This is a genomic window from Streptomyces sp. NPDC101225, from assembly GCF_044767585.1.
Classification (GTDB): Bacteria; Actinomycetota; Actinomycetes; order Streptomycetales; family Streptomycetaceae; genus Streptomyces.
The window spans coordinates 146,253-165,218 of sequence record NZ_JBIWOE010000012.1 but is presented as its reverse complement, the minus strand read 5'-3'; the positions used below and the strand labels follow the sequence as shown (position 1 = coordinate 165,218).

General features: G+C 73.0%; 16 protein-coding genes and 1 tRNA gene. 7 read left to right on the top strand and 10 right to left on the bottom strand.

Going from position 1 to position 18,966, the window contains the following annotated elements; genetic code table 11:
• Window positions 1-32 precede the first annotated feature (32 nt).
• A complete protein-coding gene (locus tag ACIRPX_RS19550) occupies window positions 33-635 on the top strand; it encodes a hypothetical protein (protein WP_404195800.1) in 603 nt (200 codons plus the stop codon).
• A gap of 82 nt (window positions 636-717) precedes the next feature.
• Here the strand turns inward: ACIRPX_RS19550 and mshC are convergent, their stop codons facing one another.
• The 4 genes from mshC to ACIRPX_RS19530 form a co-directional block, all read right to left on the bottom strand.
• On the bottom strand, window positions 718-1,947 hold the full coding sequence (gene mshC / locus ACIRPX_RS19545; protein WP_404195797.1) for a cysteine--1-D-myo-inosityl 2-amino-2-deoxy-alpha-D-glucopyranoside ligase: 1,230 nt from the start codon (window positions 1,945-1,947) through the stop codon (window positions 718-720).
• 94 nt (window positions 1,948-2,041) lie between these two features.
• On the bottom strand, window positions 2,042-2,860 hold the full coding sequence (locus ACIRPX_RS19540; RefSeq protein WP_404195795.1) for an SCO1664 family protein: 819 nt from the start codon (window positions 2,858-2,860) through the stop codon (window positions 2,042-2,044).
• Window positions 2,824-3,414 carry a DUF3090 domain-containing protein gene (locus ACIRPX_RS19535; RefSeq protein WP_384253217.1) on the bottom strand — a complete coding sequence of 197 codons (591 nt, stop codon included), beginning with the start codon at window positions 3,412-3,414 and terminating at the stop codon, window positions 2,824-2,826. Before ACIRPX_RS19535 ends, ACIRPX_RS19540 begins: the two co-directional genes overlap by 37 nt.
• A gap of 110 nt (window positions 3,415-3,524) precedes the next feature.
• On the bottom strand, window positions 3,525-4,211 hold the full coding sequence (locus ACIRPX_RS19530; protein ID WP_404195792.1) for a histidine phosphatase family protein: 687 nt from the start codon (window positions 4,209-4,211) through the stop codon (window positions 3,525-3,527).
• Between the two features lie 62 nt (window positions 4,212-4,273).
• Here ACIRPX_RS19530 and corA point away from each other — a divergent pair, with 62 nt between their 5' ends.
• Window positions 4,274-5,272, top strand: a complete 999-nt coding sequence (gene corA / locus ACIRPX_RS19525; protein ID WP_404195789.1) for a magnesium/cobalt transporter CorA — start codon at window positions 4,274-4,276, stop codon at window positions 5,270-5,272.
• Window positions 5,273-5,302: 30 nt separating this feature from the next.
• Here the strand turns inward: corA and ACIRPX_RS19520 are convergent, their stop codons facing one another.
• Complete coding sequence (locus tag ACIRPX_RS19520; RefSeq protein ID WP_404195786.1) at window positions 5,303-6,091, bottom strand: ferritin-like domain-containing protein; 789 nt, start codon at window positions 6,089-6,091, stop codon at window positions 5,303-5,305.
• A gap of 255 nt (window positions 6,092-6,346) precedes the next feature.
• The gene (locus ACIRPX_RS19515; RefSeq protein ID WP_404195783.1) at window positions 6,347-7,402 is read right to left on the bottom strand and encodes an LLM class F420-dependent oxidoreductase; all 1,056 of its coding nucleotides are present in this window, start codon (window positions 7,400-7,402) and stop codon (window positions 6,347-6,349) included.
• 112 nt (window positions 7,403-7,514) lie between these two features.
• Here ACIRPX_RS19515 and ACIRPX_RS19510 point away from each other — a divergent pair, with 112 nt between their 5' ends.
• Both ACIRPX_RS19510 and ACIRPX_RS19505 read left to right on the top strand, forming a co-directional pair.
• Window positions 7,515-8,501, top strand: a complete 987-nt coding sequence (locus ACIRPX_RS19510; RefSeq protein WP_404195781.1) for an aldo/keto reductase — start codon at window positions 7,515-7,517, stop codon at window positions 8,499-8,501.
• Complete coding sequence (locus ACIRPX_RS19505) at window positions 8,498-10,654, top strand: helix-hairpin-helix domain-containing protein (protein ID WP_404195778.1); 2,157 nt, start codon at window positions 8,498-8,500, stop codon at window positions 10,652-10,654. The genes ACIRPX_RS19510 and ACIRPX_RS19505 overlap by 4 nt, the downstream gene beginning before the upstream one ends.
• 74 nt (window positions 10,655-10,728) lie before the next feature.
• On the opposite strand, the gene ACIRPX_RS19500 is transcribed toward ACIRPX_RS19505, so the two are convergent.
• On the bottom strand, window positions 10,729-11,448 hold the full coding sequence (locus tag ACIRPX_RS19500; RefSeq protein WP_404195776.1) for a hypothetical protein: 720 nt from the start codon (window positions 11,446-11,448) through the stop codon (window positions 10,729-10,731).
• A gap of 47 nt (window positions 11,449-11,495) precedes the next feature.
• Here ACIRPX_RS19500 and ACIRPX_RS19495 point away from each other — a divergent pair, with 47 nt between their 5' ends.
• Window positions 11,496-11,684, top strand: coding sequence for a DUF5703 family protein (locus ACIRPX_RS19495; protein ID WP_250077660.1), 189 nt, complete (start codon window positions 11,496-11,498; stop codon window positions 11,682-11,684).
• 105 nt (window positions 11,685-11,789) lie between these two features.
• On the opposite strand, the gene ACIRPX_RS19490 is transcribed toward ACIRPX_RS19495, so the two are convergent.
• From ACIRPX_RS19490 to ACIRPX_RS19480, 3 genes are all read right to left on the bottom strand, one after another.
• Complete coding sequence (locus ACIRPX_RS19490; RefSeq protein ID WP_404195773.1) at window positions 11,790-12,647, bottom strand: chaplin; 858 nt, start codon at window positions 12,645-12,647, stop codon at window positions 11,790-11,792.
• A gap of 151 nt (window positions 12,648-12,798) precedes the next feature.
• Window positions 12,799-13,032: a chaplin ChpH gene (gene chpH, locus ACIRPX_RS19485; RefSeq protein WP_404195770.1), complete on the bottom strand. Its 234-nt coding sequence runs from the start codon at window positions 13,030-13,032 to the stop codon at window positions 12,799-12,801.
• Window positions 13,033-13,170: 138 nt separating this feature from the next.
• The gene (locus tag ACIRPX_RS19480; protein WP_404195767.1) at window positions 13,171-14,496 is read right to left on the bottom strand and encodes a M20/M25/M40 family metallo-hydrolase; all 1,326 of its coding nucleotides are present in this window, start codon (window positions 14,494-14,496) and stop codon (window positions 13,171-13,173) included.
• A gap of 188 nt (window positions 14,497-14,684) precedes the next feature.
• Between ACIRPX_RS19480 and ACIRPX_RS19475 the strand changes: the two genes are divergently transcribed.
• Window positions 14,685-14,769, top strand: a tRNA-Leu gene (locus tag ACIRPX_RS19475).
• A 269-nt stretch (window positions 14,770-15,038) separates the two neighbouring features.
• On the top strand, window positions 15,039-18,917 hold the full coding sequence (locus ACIRPX_RS19470) for a Pls/PosA family non-ribosomal peptide synthetase (protein WP_404195764.1): 3,879 nt from the start codon (window positions 15,039-15,041) through the stop codon (window positions 18,915-18,917).
• The last annotated feature ends 49 nt before the right edge of the window (window positions 18,918-18,966 follow it).

Genomic DNA, 18,966 nt, shown 5'->3' with positions numbered 1-18,966 from the left:
GTATCCCAACCATCAGGGAAGGTGACACCCGCATGAGCACCACCCCGCAGATGAGCCAACTGGGACAGCAGTACCCGAGCACGTCGCCCTACCAGCAGCACCAGCAACAGCCGTTCGGCCAGCAGGGCTTCGGGCAGCAGCCGTTCGGCCAGCAGGGCTTCGGCCAGCAGCCGTTCGGCCAGCAGGGCTTCGGCCAGCAGCCCATGGGCATGGGGATGGGCGGCTCGCTCGAGCAGCTCCAGCAGCTCGGCCAGCAGCAGCCCTACCACGGCCTCCTGCAGCAGCTCGGCCAGCAGCAGGTGGCGCAGCAGCCCGGGCAGCAGCACCAGGTCGAGCAGCAGGTGCAGCAGCAGGTCGCCCAGATCGTCCAGGCCGCGGTACAGCACATCCAGCAGCAGATCCAGGCACTGCAGGCCGGCATCGCCGACGGCTACGTCGACGTCGTGCAGCCGCTGCCGGGACAGCCCAGCGTGATCGTGCTGCGCATCAACGGCCAGCTCAGGATCCTCACCAACCCGAACCCCCAGACCCACGACCAGGTCCAGGAGGCCTTCGCCTTCGGGCACCAGGTGGTCGGCGTCTGGGACTCCAACTCGCCGCACATCCTGCGCAGCATCCAGATCCGCAGGATCTGACCCACCGGGCCTGACCCGCGCGCTGTGACACGAGGGGCGCTTCCTCCCGGGAGGAAGCGCCCCTCTCCGTGCGCGACGAGCGCTACAGGGCCACGCCCAGCAGCGCGTCCACGGCGCGCGACACGACACCGGGAGCGCCGGTGTCGGTGCCGCCCTCGGCCTCCTGCAGCCCGGCCCAGCGGTCGACCGCGGCGAGCGCGGCCGGTGCGTCCAGGTCGTTCGCGAGTGCTTCCCGGATCTCCTCCACCAGGGCGTCGGCGGACGGGCCGTCGGGCCGGGACACGGCGGCGCGCCAGCGGCCGAGGCGGGCCTCGGCGTCCGCGAGCACCTGGTCGGTCCACTCCCAGTCGGACCGGTAGTGGTGGGCGAGCAGCGCCAGCCGGATGGCGGCCGGATCCACCCCGTCGCGCCGCAGCGCGGACACGAAGACCAGATTGCCCTTCGACTTGGACATCTTCGCGCCGTTCAGGGCGACCATGCCGGCGTGCACGTACGCCTTGGCCATGGGGAACTCGCCGGTCAGCACCTGGGCGTGCGAGGCGCCCATCTCGTGGTGCGGGAAGGCGAGGTCGGAGCCGCCGCCCTGGACGTCGAAGCCCATGCCGAGGTGGTCCAGGGCGATGGCGACGCACTCGATGTGCCAGCCGGGGCGGCCGGGGCCGAGCGATCCGCCGTCCCAGCTGGGCTCGCCCGCACGGGCGCTCATCCACAGCATCGGGTCGAGCGGGTTCTTCTTGCCCGGGCGGTCCGGGTCGCCGCCGCGCTCGGCGGACAGCAGCCGCATGGCGGCCGCGTCCAGGTTCGAGACCCCGCCGAAGTTCGGGTCGGACTCGACGGAGAAGTACGTGTCGCCCTCGAGTTCGTAGGCGGCACCCGCCTCCCGCAGCCGCTCGACGAGCGGCACGATGCCGGGTATCGCCTCGACCGCGCCTATGTAGTGCTGCGGCGGCAGCATCCGCAGAGCGGTCATGTCCTCGCGGAAGAGGGCGGTCTCCTGCTCGGCGAGGGCGACCCAGTCGACGCCGTCACGCTGCGCCCGCTCCAGGAGCGGATCGTCGACGTCGGTGACGTTCTGGACGTACTCAACCTGCCGCTTGGTGTCGAGCCACACGCGCTGTACGAGGTCGAACGCGTTGTAGGTCGCCGCGTGCCCCATGTGGGTCGCGTCGTACGGCGTGATGCCGCAGACGTAGATACGGGCGACGGGACCGGGGTCGAGGGAGACCGGACCGCCGGTCGCGGTGTCGTGGATCCTCAGGTCGCGGCCCTGACCGGGCAGGGCGGGGACCTCGGAAGCGGGCCAGGCATGCATGTCATGAGCCTAACCGGACGGAAGTTCCGTATACGAACCGGACCGGGCCGGATGGCCGGTAGGGCGCTCTTGCGCGATACCGGCCACTCTGCTTCTAGACCGGCGGCCAGGGAATGGCCGGCCACTCCCCGCTCGGCTCCGGATGCCTGCCGGATTCCAGCAGGACGGCGACCCGCGCGCGCGTGGCGTCCAGTTCGGCGGCGGTGATCAGCCCGGACAGCCGCGCGGCCAGCGCCCCCCGGTCGCCCAGGGCCTCCTGAAGGACCTTGAGGGCGTCGACCGCCTCCGGGGCCAGCGCCTCGCCCGCCCACCCCCACAGCAGGGTCCTGAGCTTGTTCTCGGTGTTGAAGGTCACCCCGTGGTCGATCGCATACAGCCGGCCCTCGGCCGTGGGCAGCAGATGGCCGCCCTTGCGGTCCGCGTTGTTGATCACGGCGTCGAGCACGGCGAGCCGGCGCAGCCGCTCGTCGTCGGCGTGCACCAGCAGCGCCGTCCGTCCCTCGCCCACCTCGGCGAAGCCGATCGCCTTCCAGCCGGGCTCGGGCTCCTCGCCCTCCACCAGGGCGAGCAGCTCCGCCTCCGGAGCCACCTCGACCCACAGCTGGACCATCCCCTCGCCGTGCGGCCCCTCGCGCAGCACGGTCGGCGGGACGAGGCCCCAGCCGGTCGCCTCGGAGACCGCGTAGGCGGCCACCTCGCGCTGGGCGAGGGTGCCGTCGGGGAAGTCCCACAGCGGCCGCTCTCCGGCGACGGGCTTGTAGATGCAGGCCGCTTCCCGGCCCTCGTGCGAGACCGTGCAGTACAGCGCGGCGTTGGACGCCTCGCGGATACGGCCGCGGACGGTGAGCTCACCCTCCACCAGCAGGTCGACGTCGGTCACGCTCCGCGGCGGTATCCGTTCTGGCGCGGACATACGTGTCCTTCCGGGTCGAGCGGGAGGCTGCACAGCGGGCACGGCGGCCGCCCGGCGTTGACGACGTCGAGGGCGCGCTTGGCGAAGGCCCTCGCCTGCGCGCCGGTCAGCCGGACCCGCAGCATCGGGGGTCCGTTCTCCTCGTCCTGGAGCAGGCGCTCCTCGGCCTCGGCGAGGTCCTCCTCGGAGTCGGCGTCGAGCTCCACGAGGGCCTGCGCCTCGACGATCATGCGCTGTTCCTCGCCGTCCCAGGCGAGGGCCATGGTGCCGACCCGGAACTCCTCCTCCACGGGGGAGTCCAGCGGGTCGTTGTCGTTGACCTCGGTGGAGGCCACGGCCGGCACGGCGGCGCTGCCGCCGCTGCGGCGCACGACCTCGTCGAGCAGTTCGTCCATGCGCTCGGCGAGGGCGGCGACCTGGGTCTTCTCCAGGGCCACGCTGGTCACACGGGGGCCCGCGGTGGCCTGGAGGAAGAACGTACGGCGTCCGGGCAGCCCGACCGTGCCCGCCACGAAGCGGTCCGGCGGGTCGTAGAGGAACACCTGACGGGACACGTCCTGTCTCCTGGATTCGTGGATCGGCATCGGACCGGATGACCGCACGGACCGCGGGTGCGGAGGGGTGCGGTGCTACTGCGACCGCTTCACCCTACTGCGCCCGACGATCACGGTGCGCCCGCACCGCCCCCGACCGGGGCGTCGCCGGCCGAGGGGTCCTCGCGCGGCACCAGGGACGTGAAGTCACCGGTGTCACCGAGGCGGACGAGGAAGGGCCGCAGTCGTGTGTAACGGATCGCGGTGATGGAACACGGTTCGACGGAGATCCTCTGGAAGAGGTCGAGATGAAGTCCGAGGGCGTCCGCCACGAGCGACTTGATGATGTCGCCGTGCGAGCACATCACGTAGACGGCGTCGGCGCCGTGGTCGCGCTCCACGCGCGCGTTCCACTCGCGTACGGCTTCGGCGGCGCGGGTCTGCATCGCGCGCATCGACTCGCCGCCCGGGAAGGCCGCGGCCGACGGGTGCGCCTGCACGACCTGCATCAGCGGCTCGTCCCCCAGTTCGGCGAGCTTGCGGCCGGTCCAGTCGCCGTAGTGGGCCTCCCCGATCCGCTCCTCGGTGTGCACGGTGAGGCCCGGCCGGGCCTCCAGCAGCGGCCGGAGGGTCTCCTGGCAGCGCTGGAGCGGGCTGCTGACCAGCTCGGAGATCGGCAGCGCGGCGAGTCGTCCGGGCAGTGCGGCGGCCTGCGCGGCGCCGCGTTCGTCGAGGGCGACGCCGGGCGTCCAGCCGGCGAGCACCCCTTCGGTGTTGGCGGTGGAACGGCCGTGGCGGACCAGGATCAGCGTGGGCATGCGGCCAAGGGTAGGCGCACGCCCGGGTGCGTCCACGGGCGCGCGGCGGGACAATACGCTCCGTGATCGTCGACTGCGCCATCTACCGCGACGGGCGGCGGACGGAGGGGCCGGAGGACTTCTCCGACGCCCTCGCCATGTGCCGCCGCGGTGGCGACGCCTTCGTCTGGATCGGCCTCCACGAGCCGACCGAGAAGGAGTTCGACCGGGTCACGCAGGAGTTCGCCCTGCACCCGCTGGCCGTCGAGGACGCCCTGAACGCGCACCAGCGCCCCAAGCTCGAGGTGTACGACGACTCGCTGTTCGTGGTCCTCAAGCCGGTCGGCTACGAGGCCAGGAGCGACATCGTGACCTCCGGCGAGGTCATGGTCTTCCTCGGCGACTCGTTCGTGGTGACCGTCCGCCACGGCGAGGAGTCGCCCCTCGCGGACGTACGGCACCGGCTCGAGGAGGAGCCGGACATGCTCCGGCACGGCCCCACGGCGGTGCTGTACGCGATCTCCGACGCCGTCGTCGACCACTACGTGGAGGTGGCGGACGAGCTGGGCACCGACCTGGAGGAGCTGGAGGCGGAGGTGTTCTCGCCGACCGGCGGCGGCTCCCGGCACACAGCGTCCCGGATCTACGCCTTCAAACGGCAGGTGCTGGAGTTCCGCCGGGCCACGGGCCCGCTGGCCCAGCCGCTGACCCGGCTCGCGGGCAACGGCCTGTTCGGCGTGCAGGTGCCCTTCGTGCACGAGAAGGCCCGGCCGTTCTTCCGGGACGTGAGCGACCACCTCACGCGTGTGAACGAGGCGGTGGAGGGGCTGGACCGGCTGGTCTCGGACGTGCTCTCGGCGCATCTCGCGCAGATGAGCGTCCGGCAGAACGACGACATGCGGAAGATCTCCGCGTGGGCCGCCATGGCCGCGGTACCCACCATGATCGCGGGGATCTACGGCATGAACTTCGACCACATGCCGGAGCTGCACTGGGCGGTGTCCTATCCGGCGGTGATCCTGCTCATGGCCGTGCTGGAGGTGCTGCTGTACCGGCTGCTCAAGCGCCGCGGCTGGCTGTGAGGCGGCGGCCCCGGGAGGGTCCCGGCAATGTCAGGCGAACTCGGCGGCGGTGCTCGCGGGCCCGCCGAGCGCGTCACGCCGCTCCGGCATCCGCAGGCTGACCATCCGCCGCCAGCCCGCGATCCGCTCGTACCCGTAGACGGCCCGGATGCCCGTGCTGAGCAGGGCCGTCTTCGCCCCCGACCAGCCGAGCGCGCGCCCCATGTGCGTCATGACGGCGATGCTGACGTCGCGGTAGACGCGGATCTCGGCGAGCGCGCACTCCCGCAGCGTCCGCTGGATCGCCCGGCCGTGCCCGGCGCGGGCGAAGCGGAGCAGTTCCTCGTGGCAGTAGGCCAGGTGGTTGTCCTCGTCGTGGGAGATCATCTTCACCGCGCGGCCGATGTCGGGGTGGTCGGCGAAGTGCCTGCGCAGCAGCTCCATCTGCTCGGAGGCGCGCTGTTCGGTGACCCGGCTGTGGGAGAGGTAGACGACGATGTCCTGCACGGTGAGCGGCTCCTGGCCCTTGAGCTTCTCGTGGGCCAGTCCGATGCCGTGCTTCTCCAGGAGCATCGTGTAGTCGGTCTCGGGCGGGACCGGGACGGGTTCGAGTCCGCGCTTGCGCATCAGCGCTCTGAAGATCCGCCCGTGCTTGTCCTCGTCGGCGCCGTGCCGGGTGATCTTGGGGGCCAGGGGACGTTCGCTCTCCGGCACGAGCGCGGCGATGCGGGCGTTCTCCCAGCCTCCCTGGGACTCCCCGCTGGCCGCGATGGAGCAGAACAGGGCGAAGGACTCGTCGTGGTCGAGGATCTCCTGGAACAGGCTCTTTGCCGAAAGCATCGTGGACACCTCTCTGCAGGCCGCACGGAGTGACGCCGGATTCCGCGCAGAACGAGTCAAATGCGGCTCGAGAGGTGCTGCAACAGCTGTGTCGGACAACTCCGCCAAAAGGAGGACCCGCGCGTCGCACCGGTGCGTAACCACCGGGGCCGTGGCGCGTTGTGCACGGTGACGGCCGTGGCGGGGAAGACCCCCCGAGCCCCCACCACGGCCGCAGAACACTTCCCGCGCGGAACGTCCCGCCCGGCGCCGGTGTCACGCCAGTCCGGCGCGCTCCAGGGCCTCGGTGCCGGCGCGGAGCGAGGCGAGCCGCTCGTCGAGCGTGAAACCCGCCGGGTTCAGGCTCAGGCTGGTGACTCCGGCCGCGGCGTACTCCTTCATCCGGTCCGCGATGCGGTCCACGGAGCCGAGCAGCGTCGTCTGGTCGATCAGGTCGTGCGGGACCGCGGCCGCGGCGCCCTGCTTGTCGCCGGCGAGGTACTTCTCCTGGACCTCGGCGGCGGCGGCCTCGAAGCCCATGCGCTGCGCGAGCCGGTTGTAGAAGTTCTGCTTGGCGCTGCCCATGCCGCCCACGTAGAGCGCGGTGTAGGGGCGGAAGGCGTCGGCCAGCGCGGCCACGTCCTTGTCCGCACCGACGGCCAGCGGCAGCGTCGGGTGGACGTCGAAGCCCTCCATCGTCTTTCCGGCCTTCTCGCGACCGGCCCGCAGGTGCTTGATCGTGGTCTCCTCCAGGTGCGCGGCGGAGGGGAAGATCAGCAGGGCGCCCTCGGCGATCTCGCCGGTCTGCTCGAGGTTCTTCGGGCCGATCGCGGCGATGTAGAGCGGGATGTGCTCGCGCTGCGGGTGCACGGTCAGCTTGATCGGCTTGCCCGGGCCGCCGGGCAGCGGCAGCGTCCAGTGCTCGCCCTCGTACGACAGCCGCTCGCGCGTCATCGCCTTGCGCACGATCTCCACGTACTCACGCGTGCGGGCCAGCGGCTTGTCGAACCTGACGCCGTACCAGCCCTCGGAGACCTGGGGTCCGGAGACGCCGAGGCCGAGGCGGAACCGGCCGCCGGAGAGCGAGTCCAGCGTGGCCGCGGTCATCGCGGTCATGGCGGGCTGGCGGGCCGGGATCTGGAAGATGGCCGAGCCGATGTCGATGCGCTCGGTGTGGGCCGCGACCCAGGTGAGCACCGTGGCCGCGTCCGACCCGTACGCCTCCGCGGCCCAGCACACGGCGTACCCGAGCCGGTCCGCCTCCTTGGCGACCGCGAGGTTGTCCGCGTCCATTCCGGCACCCCAGTAGCCGAGGTTGATCCCGAGCTGCATGCCGCATCCCCTTACCCATCAGTAACGTGCCTGTTCGGCAGACCCTAGCGTGTGGAAACTGGTTGTCCACAGGCCCCCACACCGTAGGTTCTGGCCAGTAATCTCGGCGTTCATGGAGCAGAGGCATCTCGGCCGTACCGGTCTTCGTGTGTCCCGTATCGGACTCGGCACCCTCACCTGGGGCAGGGACACCGACGAGCACGACGCCGCGGACCTCTTGAAGTCGTTCTGGGAGGCGGGCGGGAACCTCGTCGACACGGCGGACGTGTACGGCGACGGGGAGGCCGAGTACCTCCTCGGACGCCTCATAGAAGGCCTGGTGCCGCGCCGGGACCTGGTGATCTCGACGAAGGCCGGCAGCGTGCCGGACCCGGACCGCCGCGTCGACGGCTCGCGCGGCCATCTGCTCTCCGCGCTGGACGCCTCGCTCGCCCGCCTCGGCACGGACTACGTCGACGTCTGGCACATCCACGCCTTCGACCCCTGCACCCCGCTCGACGAGACGCTCCACGCCCTCGACCTGGCGGTCAGCAGCGGTCGCGCGCGCTACGCGGGCGTCGCCAACTTCTGCGGCTGGCAGCTCGCGAAGGCGGCGACGTGGCAGCTCGCGGCTCCCGGGACCCGGACCCGGCTGGCGAGTTCGCAGATGGAGTACTCGCTGCTGCAGCGCGGCGTGGAGCGCGAGGTGCTGCCGGCCGCGCTGGACCTGGGCATCGGCCTGCTGCCGTCGTCACCGCTGGGCCGCGGGGTCCTGACGGGCAAGTACCGGGGCGACGCGACGCCGCCCGACTCGCGCGGCGCCTCGGAGCACCTGGCCCCCTTCGTCGCGCCGTACCTCGACGACACGGCGAGCCGCATCGTGGACGCCGTGCAGACCGCGGCGGACGGGCTCGCGGTGACACCCCTTCAGGTCGCCCTCGCCTGGATCCGCGACCGGCCCGGCGTGACCGCCCCCGTCATCGGTCCGCGCAACGCGCAGCAGCTCACGGCGGCATTGTCAGTGGAGGCCCTTAGTCTTCCTGACGAGATCTGCCGGGCGCTCGACGACGTGTCGGCGCCCGTGCACCGCTATCCCGATCACGACTGGAGCACGCTGTGAGCACGGACCCCGAGACCACGGAGGACGCCGAGCCGGGGACGCCGGGCGCGGCTGCGCGGGACGAGACACCGGGGGCGGACGCCACCGGGGAGGCGGCGGCCGGCGCCGAGGGCGCCACCGAGAAGTCCGAGGCCGAGGCCGAGTTGGCGGCGCAGCGGGTCGAGCGGGAGCGGATCGAGCGGCGCAAGGCCGAGAAGGCCGGCCGCGTCGACAGCGGGGCGAAGCTCAGCGGGAAGGCCGCCGATCTGCTGGCCGCCGTGCGGGCCGTGGAGAGCGGCCGGAAGCCGGCCGCCACCGTCTTCGAGGAGGCCGGGCCCGCTCCGCGCCGCCCCGCCCCCGAGCCGGTGCGGCGGCCGCGGCCCGCACCGGCCGCCGCACCGGCCCCGGGTCCCGCGCCGGAAGCGGTCGGCGCGGTGGCGCGCGTCCTCGCCGAGGGCGGCGCCCCCGAGACCCTCGCCGTACAGGCCGCCGCCGCACTCGGTGAGGACGCGGACGGCCGGCTGCGGGCCGATCCCTGGCTGCTGCTGCGTCTGGGCGGGGTGCGGCCCGAGCAGGCCGACGGCTTCGCGCGGGCGCTGCTCGGCGCGGAGTGCGGGCCGGACGACGAGCGGCGGGGCCGGGCCCTGACAGGCTGGCTGCTGGAGCAGGCGGCGCTCGCCGGGCACACGGCCCTGGAGATGCCGGCGCTCACCGCGGCGCTGGCCCAGCGGGGTGTGCCGGACACCGACGCGGCCGTGCAGAGCGCCGTCGCGGAGGGCGAGGCGCTGGTCTTCCAGGACGCCCTCGACCCGGCCGCGCCGGAGCCGCAGGCGGCCGAGGAGGGCGAGGAGGCCGGGGAGCGCCCGGTCCGGATCCTGATCGGCCTGGAGCGGTACGCCCTCGCCGAGGAGAGCCTCGCCGACGGCCTGGCCCGGCTCGTCAACTCGGTGCCCAAGCAGGACGGTTCGGCCGAGGACTGGGAGCAGGCCACCGCCGCCGCGCAGGGCTCCACCGCCGAGCTCCTGCGCGCGGTCGCCGGCCACGGCCTGGTGCTGCACACCGGCGGGGACGCCTCCCTGGCCGAGCCGGCGGCCCTCCTGCGGTCGGCGGCCGGGCTCGGGCTGCGCGTCTGGGCGGCCACGCACACCGCGGGCGGCCGCGACCGGTTCGCGGCGCTGTGGGCCGGGCAGGGGCACGAGAGCCCCGAGCCCGGCACCGCCCCCGTCACCACCGTCGCCGGTCTGCTCTCCGGCGCCGAGGGCCCGGGCCGGGACGCCGACGGCGCGCTGGACCTGGACCTCCTCGTCGTGCTCGACGCACCCCAGCTGGACGTCGAGACGGGTGCCCTGCTGATCGAGTCGCTCCCGGACGGCGCCCGGCTGGTGCTGGCCGGCGACCCGGCGGTGCTGTGGTCGGCCGGGCCCGGGCGGGTCTTCGGCGATCTGCTGGGGACGCGGGTCTGCCCCCGGGTCGCCTCCCGGACGCCGGATCCGGGCCCTCTGGGCGAGCTGGTCTCCGGCGTGGGCATCGGTGAGCTCCAGCAGGTCGAGGCGCCCGGCAAGGAGGTCGTGATCGTCCCCGTGCGGGACGCGCGAGAGGCCGTGCACCGGACCGTGCAGCTCGTCGCGGACTCGGTGCCGCGGGCGATCGGCGTCCCGTCCGGGCAGACCGTGGTGATCACTCCTGGACACGGCGGCGCGGCGGGGACGCGCGCGCTCAACGCGGCGCTGAAGGAACGCCTCAACCCCGGCCCCGGCCGCTTCGGCGGCTTCGACCCCGGCGACCGGATCGCCTACTCCCCCGCACCCGGGCGCACGGTCGCGGGCACCGTGGTGCAGGCCGACACCGACGGGCTGCACCTGTCGTGCGCGGGCACTGCCGTCGTCGTACCGAAGGAGCGGGTGGAGCAGTCCGTGCGGCACGGGTGGGCGCTGACCGCGCACCAGGCGGTGGGCGACCGCTGGCCCGCGGCGATCGTGGTACTGCCCGGGGACGCCGCGCAGGCCCTGAGCCGTCCGTGGGTCTACACGGCGTTCGGCAGGGCGGGGCGCCACCTGTCCGTGGTCCACGGCGTCGAGCAGGCGCTGCCCCGGGCGGTGGCCGAGGTCGTGGCCAAGCCCCGCACCACCCGTCTCCCGCTGCTGCTGGCGACCCAGGCGCCGGTCACCGGCTGACGCGCCGGACGGACGGCGACGGCGGCGGTCCCAGGGTCTCCCCGCGACCGCCGCCGTCCGGCCGGTGTGCCGCGTCAGCGCTCCGCGTCGAGCGGCTCCAGGTCGTCCTCGCCGTCCAGGTCGGCGTCGAGTTCGTCCTCGAGGTCCTCGTCGTCCACGTCCTCCAGGCCCACGTCGTCGAGCTCGTCGTCGAAGACGGCGCTCACGTCGAAGCGGCAGACCACCCGCTGCGGATCGATCTGCTCGAACGGCGCCTCCAGCCACTCACCGGGCTCGGCGGGTTCGTCCGTGGCCGTCACCCAGAGTGTGGAGTCGCCCTCCTCCAGCCCGAACTCCTTGTGCCGCGAGGCGATCTCGTCCGGTTCGAACTCGCCGAAGAGGATGCCCAGCGCGCCGTGCACGGTCGCCGAGGCCTCCGCGCCGGTGCTCCGGGAGTCGTCGGAGTCCGCCGCCTCCACCCGCTGTGCCTGTGCCAGCAGCCGCTGCGGCTCCGCCACCGCGTAGTCGCGGCGGATGAGCACGCTCAGGGCGTTCGGCTCCTCGGGACCGGTGTACGGCGGCAGCGCGTCCTCCGCCCCGGGGATCTCGAAGGGCGTGACCTCGTCATAGCGGTCGTAGAGCAGCTCGTCGTACGTCTCGGCGGCGGCGGCGAGCTCGTTGAACGCCTCGTAGACGGCCGGGTCGTCCTCCCCGGACCTGCGTTCGACCGCGGCCAGGTGGCGGTCGAGCGCGGTCTTGACCGCCTCGGCGGCGGCTCGTACCTCGGCAGCGGTGGGCTGCGCAGCATCAGACATAGTGCAGACGCTATCCGTACCGGGCCCCAGCCCGCACAATAGATGCGATGCCGGAATACGAATTTGTCGACGTGTACGTACCGCGCGGGGTCTCCCGCAAGGACGCCACACGCCTGCTGACGGACCATGCCGAGTACGGACACTGGGAGTTGGACCGTCTGAGCCTGCTGCGCGACGGCAGCCGCAGAGTGCGGTTGCGCCGGCGGATCATCCGCCAGGCGCGCGCCACGTGGTGAGCTGAGGCCCAGGACGCGACGGAGCGGGCCCCGCACGCACGGGGCCCGCTCCGTTCTGCGCACCGTCGGGGAAGTTCGCGGTGCTTCATGGATGCTTGCGCCGGTTCAGACCGAGGCACGTGCCTTGCGGTACATGACCGCGCCGGCCAGCAGCGCACCCGCGCCCACCGGGAGCACGACGCCGATCGGCAGGTCGCCGCCCGTGTGCGCGAGCTGCGCACCGGCCCGGGGAGCGCCGACCGTCTCGGTGCCCGGGTGGTTGACGTGCGTGGAGCCGCCGGGTGTGGAGCCGCCCGGCGTGGAGCCGCCGGTCTTCGGCGGAGTGCTCGGAGTGCCGGGGTGCGAGGGGTTGCCCGGGTGACCGGGGTGACCGGGGTGACCCGGATGACCGGGGTGACCCGGATGACCAGGGTGACCCGGATGACCAGGGTGACCCGGATGACCAGGGTGACCCGGATGACCCGGGCTTCCCGGGTGGCCGGGAGGCGTCTGGTGCCCACCGCCGGGAGGCGTCTTGTGCCTGCCGCCCGAACCGCCGTTGGAGCAGTCGTCGTCCTTCACGGCGTTGCCGACGCCGACGACGTTCACGCTGTTCCCGCAGACGTTCACCGGCACGTCGACCGGCACCTGGACGTGGTTGCCGGAGCCCACACCGGGTGAGTCGGCGGCACGCCCGCCGGCGTGCGAGCCGCCGTGCGCCCCGGAGGAGCCGTTGCCGCCGCCTTCATTGGCGCAGGAGTTGCCCACCGCCGGGTTGAGGATCCCGACGACGTCCACCGTGTTGCCGCAGACGTTCACCGGCACGTGCACCGGGGCCTGCACGGTGTTGCCGGACAGGACGCCCGGCGAGTTGGAACTGGAGCCGCTCGCGCCCGAGTCGGCGTGGGCGTAGCCGCCCGCCGCGGCGAGCACGCCGGTCGCGGCCGCCACGGTCATCAGGCCCTTGCGGGTGACCTGTCGCATTGCTGAATTCTCCCTGCCTTCGATCCTGACCTGGAATCTCGCGCGTCCCGCGAAATCGTTCGAAGAAATCCACGGCAACAGCCGGTCGGCCCCGGAGCGCATGGCGCGCGCTCCGGAGCCGACGGCGGACACGATCCTCAGCGGATCGACGTCACTTGTTGGTGCAGGTGTTGCCGAAGGCGGGGTTCAGCAGCCCGATCACGGAGACCGTGTTGCCGCAGACGTTCACCGGGACGTGCACCGGAACCTGAACGACGTTGCCGGACACGATGCCCGGGGAGTGCACCGCCGCACCCTGAGCACCGGAGTCGGCGACGGCCAGGCCCGCACCCGCGAGAACCAGACCACCAGTGGCAGCCGCAGCAGCGACGACCTTCTTGATCATTACTTCCTCCTTGTTGGCAATGCGATCCCGTGTCGCTGATCGCACTACCTGTAACGAGGAGGGAGTAATGGAGCTACGAGCTGATCGTCGCATTCACTCGTCCCGGTCCGGCCCCGTACGCGCTGCCGATTACGAAGGTCACGACGCGTCGATGAACCGGTCGAGCACGCGCACGCCGAACCGCAGGCCGTCGACCGGCACCCGCTCGTCGACCCCGTGGAACATGCCGGCGAAGTCCAGCTCCGGGGGCAGCTTGAGCGGTGCGAAGCCGAAGCCGCGGATGCCCAGGTCGTCGAAGGACTTGGCGTCCGTGCCGCCGGAGAGCATGTACGGGATCGCCTTGGCGGCCGGGTCCTCGGCCACCAGCGCGGACTGCATGGCCTCCACCAGCGCCCCGTCGAAGGTCGTCTCGACGGCCTTGTCGGCGTGCACGTCCTCGCGCTTCACCTTGGGCCCCAGGACCGTGTCGAGGTCGGTGAGGAACTCCTCCTCGAAGCCGGGCAGGAAGCGGCCGTCGACGTGGGCGGTGGCCTCACCCGGGATGACGTTGACCTTGTAGCCCGCTCCCAGCTGGGTGGGGTTGGCCGTGTTGCTCAGGGTCGCGCCGATGAGCTTGGCGATGCCGCCGAGCCTGGCCAGCGTGGACTCCATGTCCTCCGGGTCCAGCTCGGTGCCGAGCGCGTCGCCGAGTTCGTCGAGGAAGGCCCGGGTCGTCCTGGTGACGCGGACCGGGAACCTGTGCCGGCCCAGCCGCGCGACCGCCTCCGACAGCTCGGTGATCGCGTTGTCCCGGTGGATCATCGACCCGTGCCCGGCGGTGCCGGCCACCGTCAGCTTCATCCAGTGCATGCCCTTCTCGGCCGTCTGGATCAGATAGAGCCGCCGCTGCTCGCTGACCGTGAAGGAGAAGCCGCCCACCTCGCTGATCGCCTCGGTGACGCCCTCGAACAGGCCGGGATGCCGGTCGACCAGGTGCTTGGCGCCGTACGTGCCGCCCGCCTCCTCGTCGGCGAGGAAGGCCAGGACGATGTCGCGCGGGGGCCTGCGGCCGCTGCGCAGCCGGTCGCGTACGACCGCCAGGGTCATGGCGTCCATGTCCTTCATGTCGACGGCGCCGCGGCCCCACACGCACCCGTCGGCGACCTCGCCGGAGAAGGGGTGGTGGGTCCAGTCGTCGGCGTTGGCCGGGACGACGTCGAGGTGGCCGTGGATGAGGAGCGCGGGCCGCGAGGGGTCCTCGCCCTCGATGCGGGCCACCGTGGAGGCCCGGCCCGGATGCGATTCGAAGATCTCCGGTTCGAGCCCGACCTCGGCGAGCTTCCCGGCGACGTACTCGGCCGCCTTGCGCTCCCCCGGACCCGAGTGGTCGCCGTAGTTGCTGGTGTCGATCTGGATCAGCTCGCGGCAGAGGTCCACGACCTCGTCCTCGCCGGAGACGCCCTTGGCCGTGCCCGTGTCGCTCACGCTGCTTCCTCCCGCTGTCACTGCTGGTGGTTCCCCTCATCCTCCCCCTGCGCCCGCTCGGCCCCCAAGGGCGGACACCGCCCGTCACACGCCGTTCACGCCGGACGGGGGGTGACCTGGGACCCCTTCAAAGCCTGGTAGTGTTTCTCTCGTCGCCGCGGGCAGCACCCGCGCACGACAGACACCTTGTCCGGGTGGCGGAATGGCAGACGCGCTAGCTTGAGGTGCTAGTGCCCTTTATCGGGCGTGGGGGTTCAAGTCCCCCCTCGGACACATCGGAAGTGAGGCCGTGACCCCCCGGGGTCGCGGCCTCACTCGTCGTGTGGGACATCTCTCCTTCCCCAAAGGACGACCAGGTCAGCAGCCCCGTCGGGGCCTCGTGACCCCCCGGACGGCCCGCCCGAGTGGCCGATTCACGGGGGCGAACCTAGCGTTCGTACTAAAATTTCCGGCTTGTTACGGAGCTGGAGCCGGACAACCCCAGGCAGACCTGCGGGCCCGCCAGCGCCCCGGAGGCTTCCGGGATCGAGACGCGAGGACCGATGGCAGCCATACACGAGAGCAGCGCTCTCGGCCTGCTCGACGAAGAGCTCAGCGCTGAGATCCACGAGGAGATCGACCAGCAGTTCGGCGACATCGCCCGCTTTTCGGGAGGTCAGGCGGCCTCTCCGCGCACACTCGTCGACATCTTCGACGCCTCGGTGCGCTCCTGCCCGGACGAGCTCGCCCTCGACGACGGCACCACGCGCCTCACCTACCGTGCGCTGGCCGCCGAGGTGGAGCGGCTGCGCGGACGCCTCGCCGCGGCCGGGGTCGGCCTCGGCGACCGGGTGGGTGTGCGCGTCCCCTCCGGCACCAACGACCTCTACGTGGCCGTCCTGGCGGTCCTCGCCGCGGGCGCGGCCTACGTCCCCGTGGACGCCGAGGACCCCGACGAGCGGGCCGAGCTGGTGTTCGGGGAGGCCGGGGTGCGGGCCGTGGTCGGGGCCGGGCACGAGCTGACCGTGACCGGGCGCGGCGACGTGCCCGCCGCGCGGCCCGGTGGCGAGCACGACGCGTGGGTCATCTTCACCTCCGGCTCCACCGGCAGACCCAAGGGCGTCGCCGTCAGCCACCGCAGCGCCGCGGCGTTCGTGGACGCCGAGGCCGCGCTGTTCCTGACCGACGACCCGATCGGCCCCGGTGACAGGGTCATGGCGGGACTGTCGGTCGCCTTCGACGCCTCCTGCGAGGAGATGTGGCTGGCGTGGCGGTACGGCGCCTGTCTGGTGCCGGTGCCGCGCGCGCAGGTCCGCAGCGGGGCCGACCTCGGGCCCTGGCTGGTCGAGCAGGAGATCACCGTGGTGTCCACGGTCCCGACGCTCGCCTCCCTCTGGGAGTCCGAGACCCTCAACGACGTACGTCTGCTGATCTTCGGCGGCGAGGCCTGCCCGCCCGAACTGGTGCAGCGGCTGGTGACCGAGGGGCGCGAGGTCTGGAACACGTACGGGCCGACCGAGGCGACCGTCGTGGCCTGCGCCTCGCTGATGTCCGGCGAGGAGCCCGTGCGGATCGGGCTGCCGCTGGACGGCTACGAGCTGGCCGTCGTCGACGAGGCCGGCGAGCCCGTGCCGATGGGCGGCAGCGGGCAGCTGGTGATCGGCGGGGTCGGCCTGGCCCGCTACCTCGACGCCGCGAAGGACGCGGAGAAGTACGCGCCGCTGGAGTCCCTGGGCTGGGAGCGGGCGTACCGCAGCGGTGACCTGGTCAGGGCCGAGCCGCAGGGCCTGGTCTTCCTCGGGCGGGCCGACGAGCAGATCAAGCTCGGCGGGCGCCGCATCGAGCTCGGCGAGGTGGACGCGGCCCTGCAGGCGCTGCCCGGTGTCGCGGGCGCCGCGGCCGCCGTGCGCACCGCGCGCAGCGGCAACCAGCTCCTCGTCGGCTACGTCGTCACCCAGGACGGCTGGGACCAGGCGGCCGCCGTGGAGAAGCTGCGCGCCGAACTGCCCGCCGCGCTCGTCCCGTTGCTGGCCCCGGTCGAGGATCTGCCGACACGGACCAGCGGCAAGGTCGACCGGGGCGCGCTGCCCTGGCCCCTGGAGGGGCTGGAGACCGGCGGGCCCGCCGAGCGGCTCTACGGCACCGAGGCGTGGCTGGCCGAGCAGTGGACGGAGGTCCTCGGCATCCCCGTGGCCGGGGCCCGCGACGACTTCTTCGCGATCGGCGGCGGCAGCCTGGCCGCCGCCCAGCTCACCACGAGGCTGCGCACCCGCTACCCGAGCGCGGCCGTCCTCGACATCTACCAGCAGCCCACCCTGCGCAAGCTGGCCCGCCGGCTCGAGGCGTCGGTGCCGGACGACGGCTCCCGGCGCGCCGTCGCCCCGGTGCCGGTCCGTGCCAAGGTGATCCAGCTCCTGCTCCTGGTCCCGCTGTTCACCCTGCTCGGCCTGCGCTGGACGATCGCGCTCGCCGCGGCCGGGAATCTGCTGCCGGCCTACGCGTGGCTGCCGACGGCCCCCTGGTGGCTGCTCGCAGCCGGTGCCGCCGTGCTGTTCACCCCGCCCGGGCGGCTGGCGATCGCCGCGGGCGGTGCGCGGCTGCTGCTGCGCGGCGTCGCGCCCGGCCGGTACCCGCGCGGGGGCGCCGTGCACCTGCGGCTGTGGACCGCGGAGCGGCTGGCCGAGTTCAGCGGGGCGACCTCGCTGACCGGCTCCTGGCTGGAGCGGTACGCGCGGGCGCTGGGCGCCAGGGTCGGCCAGGACGTCGACCTGCACTCGCTGCCCCCGGTCACCGGTCTGCTCAAGCTGGGCCGGGGCGCGGCCGTGGAGTCAGAGGTCGACCTGTCCGGGTACTGGCTGGACGGCGACCGGCTGGAGATCGGCGCGGTCAAGGTCGGCGCGCACGCCACCGTCGGCACCCGCAGCATGCTCTTCCCGGGCGCCCGCGTGGGCAAGCGCGCCGAGGTGGCGCCGGGCTCGGCGGTCACCGGGCAGATCCCGACCGGCCAGCGCTGGGCCGGTGCGCCCGCGGTCAAGCTCGGCAAGGCCAAGCGGCAATGGCCCAAGGAGCGCCCGCAGCGGGGCACCTACTGGCGGGTGATGTACGGCCTGACCGGCCTCGCGCTCTCCGCGCTGCCGCTGCTGGCGGGCGGCGCCGCGTTCCTCGTGGCGCGTGCGCTCGTCGACCCGGCCGCGCCCGTGCGGGGCGCCGCGCTCGCCCTGGTTCCGGCGACGCTGGCCTTCGGGGCGGCGTACGCGCTGCTGATCCTGGTCTCCGTACGGCTGCTCAGCCTGGGGCTGCGCGAGGGCACGTACCCGACGCACAGCCGGACGGGCTGGCAGGCCTGGACCGTCACGCAGCTGATGGACCGCTCCCGCGAGACGCTGTTCCCGCTGTACGCCGGGCTGGTCACGCCGGTGTGGCTGCGGCTGCTCGGGATGCGCGTCGGGCGCGGCGCCGAGGTCTCCACGGTGCTCGCGCTGCCGAGTCTGACGACGGTCGGCGAGGGCGCGTTCCTGGCCGACGACACGCTGACCGCGCCGTACGAGCTCGGCCGGGGCTGGATGCGGATCGGGCGCGCGGAGATCGGGCGGCGGGCGTTCCTCGGGAACTCGGGGATGACGGCGCCGGGGCGCAGCGTGCCGGACGGCGGTCTGGTCGGGGTGCTGTCGGCCACGCCGAAGAAGGCGAAGAAGGGCAGTTCCTACCTCGGGCTGCCGCCGGTGAGGCTGCCGCGCAGCGCCGAGTCCGGCGACCGGAGCCGCACCTACGACCCGCCGGCCCGGCTGCTGTGGGCGCGCGGTCTGGTGGAGCTGTGCCGGATCGTGCCGGTGTTCTGCTCGGCAGCCCTCGCGGCGGCGACGGTGGCGCTGCTGTGCCTGCTCGGGCCGTGGGCCCCGCTGCTGTCCGGGCTGGTGCTGCTGGCGGCCGGCGGCGCGGCGGCCGGCGTCTCGGTCCTCGCGAAGTGGCTGCTCGTGGGCCGGCACCGGACGGGTGAACACCCGCTGTGGAGCGGCTTCGTGTGGCGCAACGAGCTGGCGGACACCTTCGTCGAGGTCGTCGCCGTGCCCTGGCTCGCCGCCCTGGTGCCGGGGACGCCGCTGATGACGGGCTGGCTGCGCGGCCTGGGCGCCAGGATCGGCAAGGGGGTGTGGGTGGAGAGCTACTGGTTGCCGGAGACCGATCTGGTGACCCTGCAGGACGCGGCGACCGTGAACCGCGGCTGCGTCCTGCAGACCCACCTCTTCCACGACCGGATCTTGCGGACGGATACTGTGGTTCTCCGTGAGGGTGCCACGCTGGGCCCTGGCGGGATCGTGCTGCCCGGCAGCACGGTCGGGGCCCGCACCACCCTGGGCCCCGCGTCGCTCGTCATGGCAGCGGAGTCCGTCCCGGACGACACCCGCTGGCTGGGCAACCCGATCGAGGCCTGGCGTCCCTGAGCGCGGGTCACTCCGAGCCGCGCGGGCGCCCGGAGGCGGGACCTGCCGC

Excerpts from the sequence above, each read along its gene's own strand:
- ACIRPX_RS19550 (WP_404195800.1), top strand. The coding sequence starts at position 33 with ATGAGCACCACCCCGCAGATGAGCCAACTGGGACAGCAGTACCCGAGC.
- mshC (WP_404195797.1), bottom strand. The coding sequence starts at position 1,947 with ATGCATGCCTGGCCCGCTTCCGAGGTCCCCGCCCTGCCCGGTCAGGGC.
- ACIRPX_RS19540 (WP_404195795.1), bottom strand. The coding sequence starts at position 2,860 with ATGTCCGCGCCAGAACGGATACCGCCGCGGAGCGTGACCGACGTCGAC.
- ACIRPX_RS19530 (WP_404195792.1), bottom strand. The coding sequence starts at position 4,211 with ATGCCCACGCTGATCCTGGTCCGCCACGGCCGTTCCACCGCCAACACC.
- ACIRPX_RS19520 (WP_404195786.1), bottom strand. The coding sequence starts at position 6,091 with ATGCTTTCGGCAAAGAGCCTGTTCCAGGAGATCCTCGACCACGACGAG.
- ACIRPX_RS19515 (WP_404195783.1), bottom strand. The coding sequence starts at position 7,402 with ATGCAGCTCGGGATCAACCTCGGCTACTGGGGTGCCGGAATGGACGCG.
- ACIRPX_RS19510 (WP_404195781.1), top strand. The coding sequence starts at position 7,515 with ATGGAGCAGAGGCATCTCGGCCGTACCGGTCTTCGTGTGTCCCGTATC.
- ACIRPX_RS19500 (WP_404195776.1), bottom strand. The coding sequence starts at position 11,448 with ATGTCTGATGCTGCGCAGCCCACCGCTGCCGAGGTACGAGCCGCCGCC.
- ACIRPX_RS19495 (WP_250077660.1), top strand. The coding sequence starts at position 11,496 with ATGCCGGAATACGAATTTGTCGACGTGTACGTACCGCGCGGGGTCTCC.
- ACIRPX_RS19490 (WP_404195773.1), bottom strand. The coding sequence starts at position 12,647 with ATGCGACAGGTCACCCGCAAGGGCCTGATGACCGTGGCGGCCGCGACC.
- chpH (WP_404195770.1), bottom strand. The coding sequence starts at position 13,032 with ATGATCAAGAAGGTCGTCGCTGCTGCGGCTGCCACTGGTGGTCTGGTT.
- ACIRPX_RS19470 (WP_404195764.1), top strand. The coding sequence starts at position 15,039 with ATGGCAGCCATACACGAGAGCAGCGCTCTCGGCCTGCTCGACGAAGAG.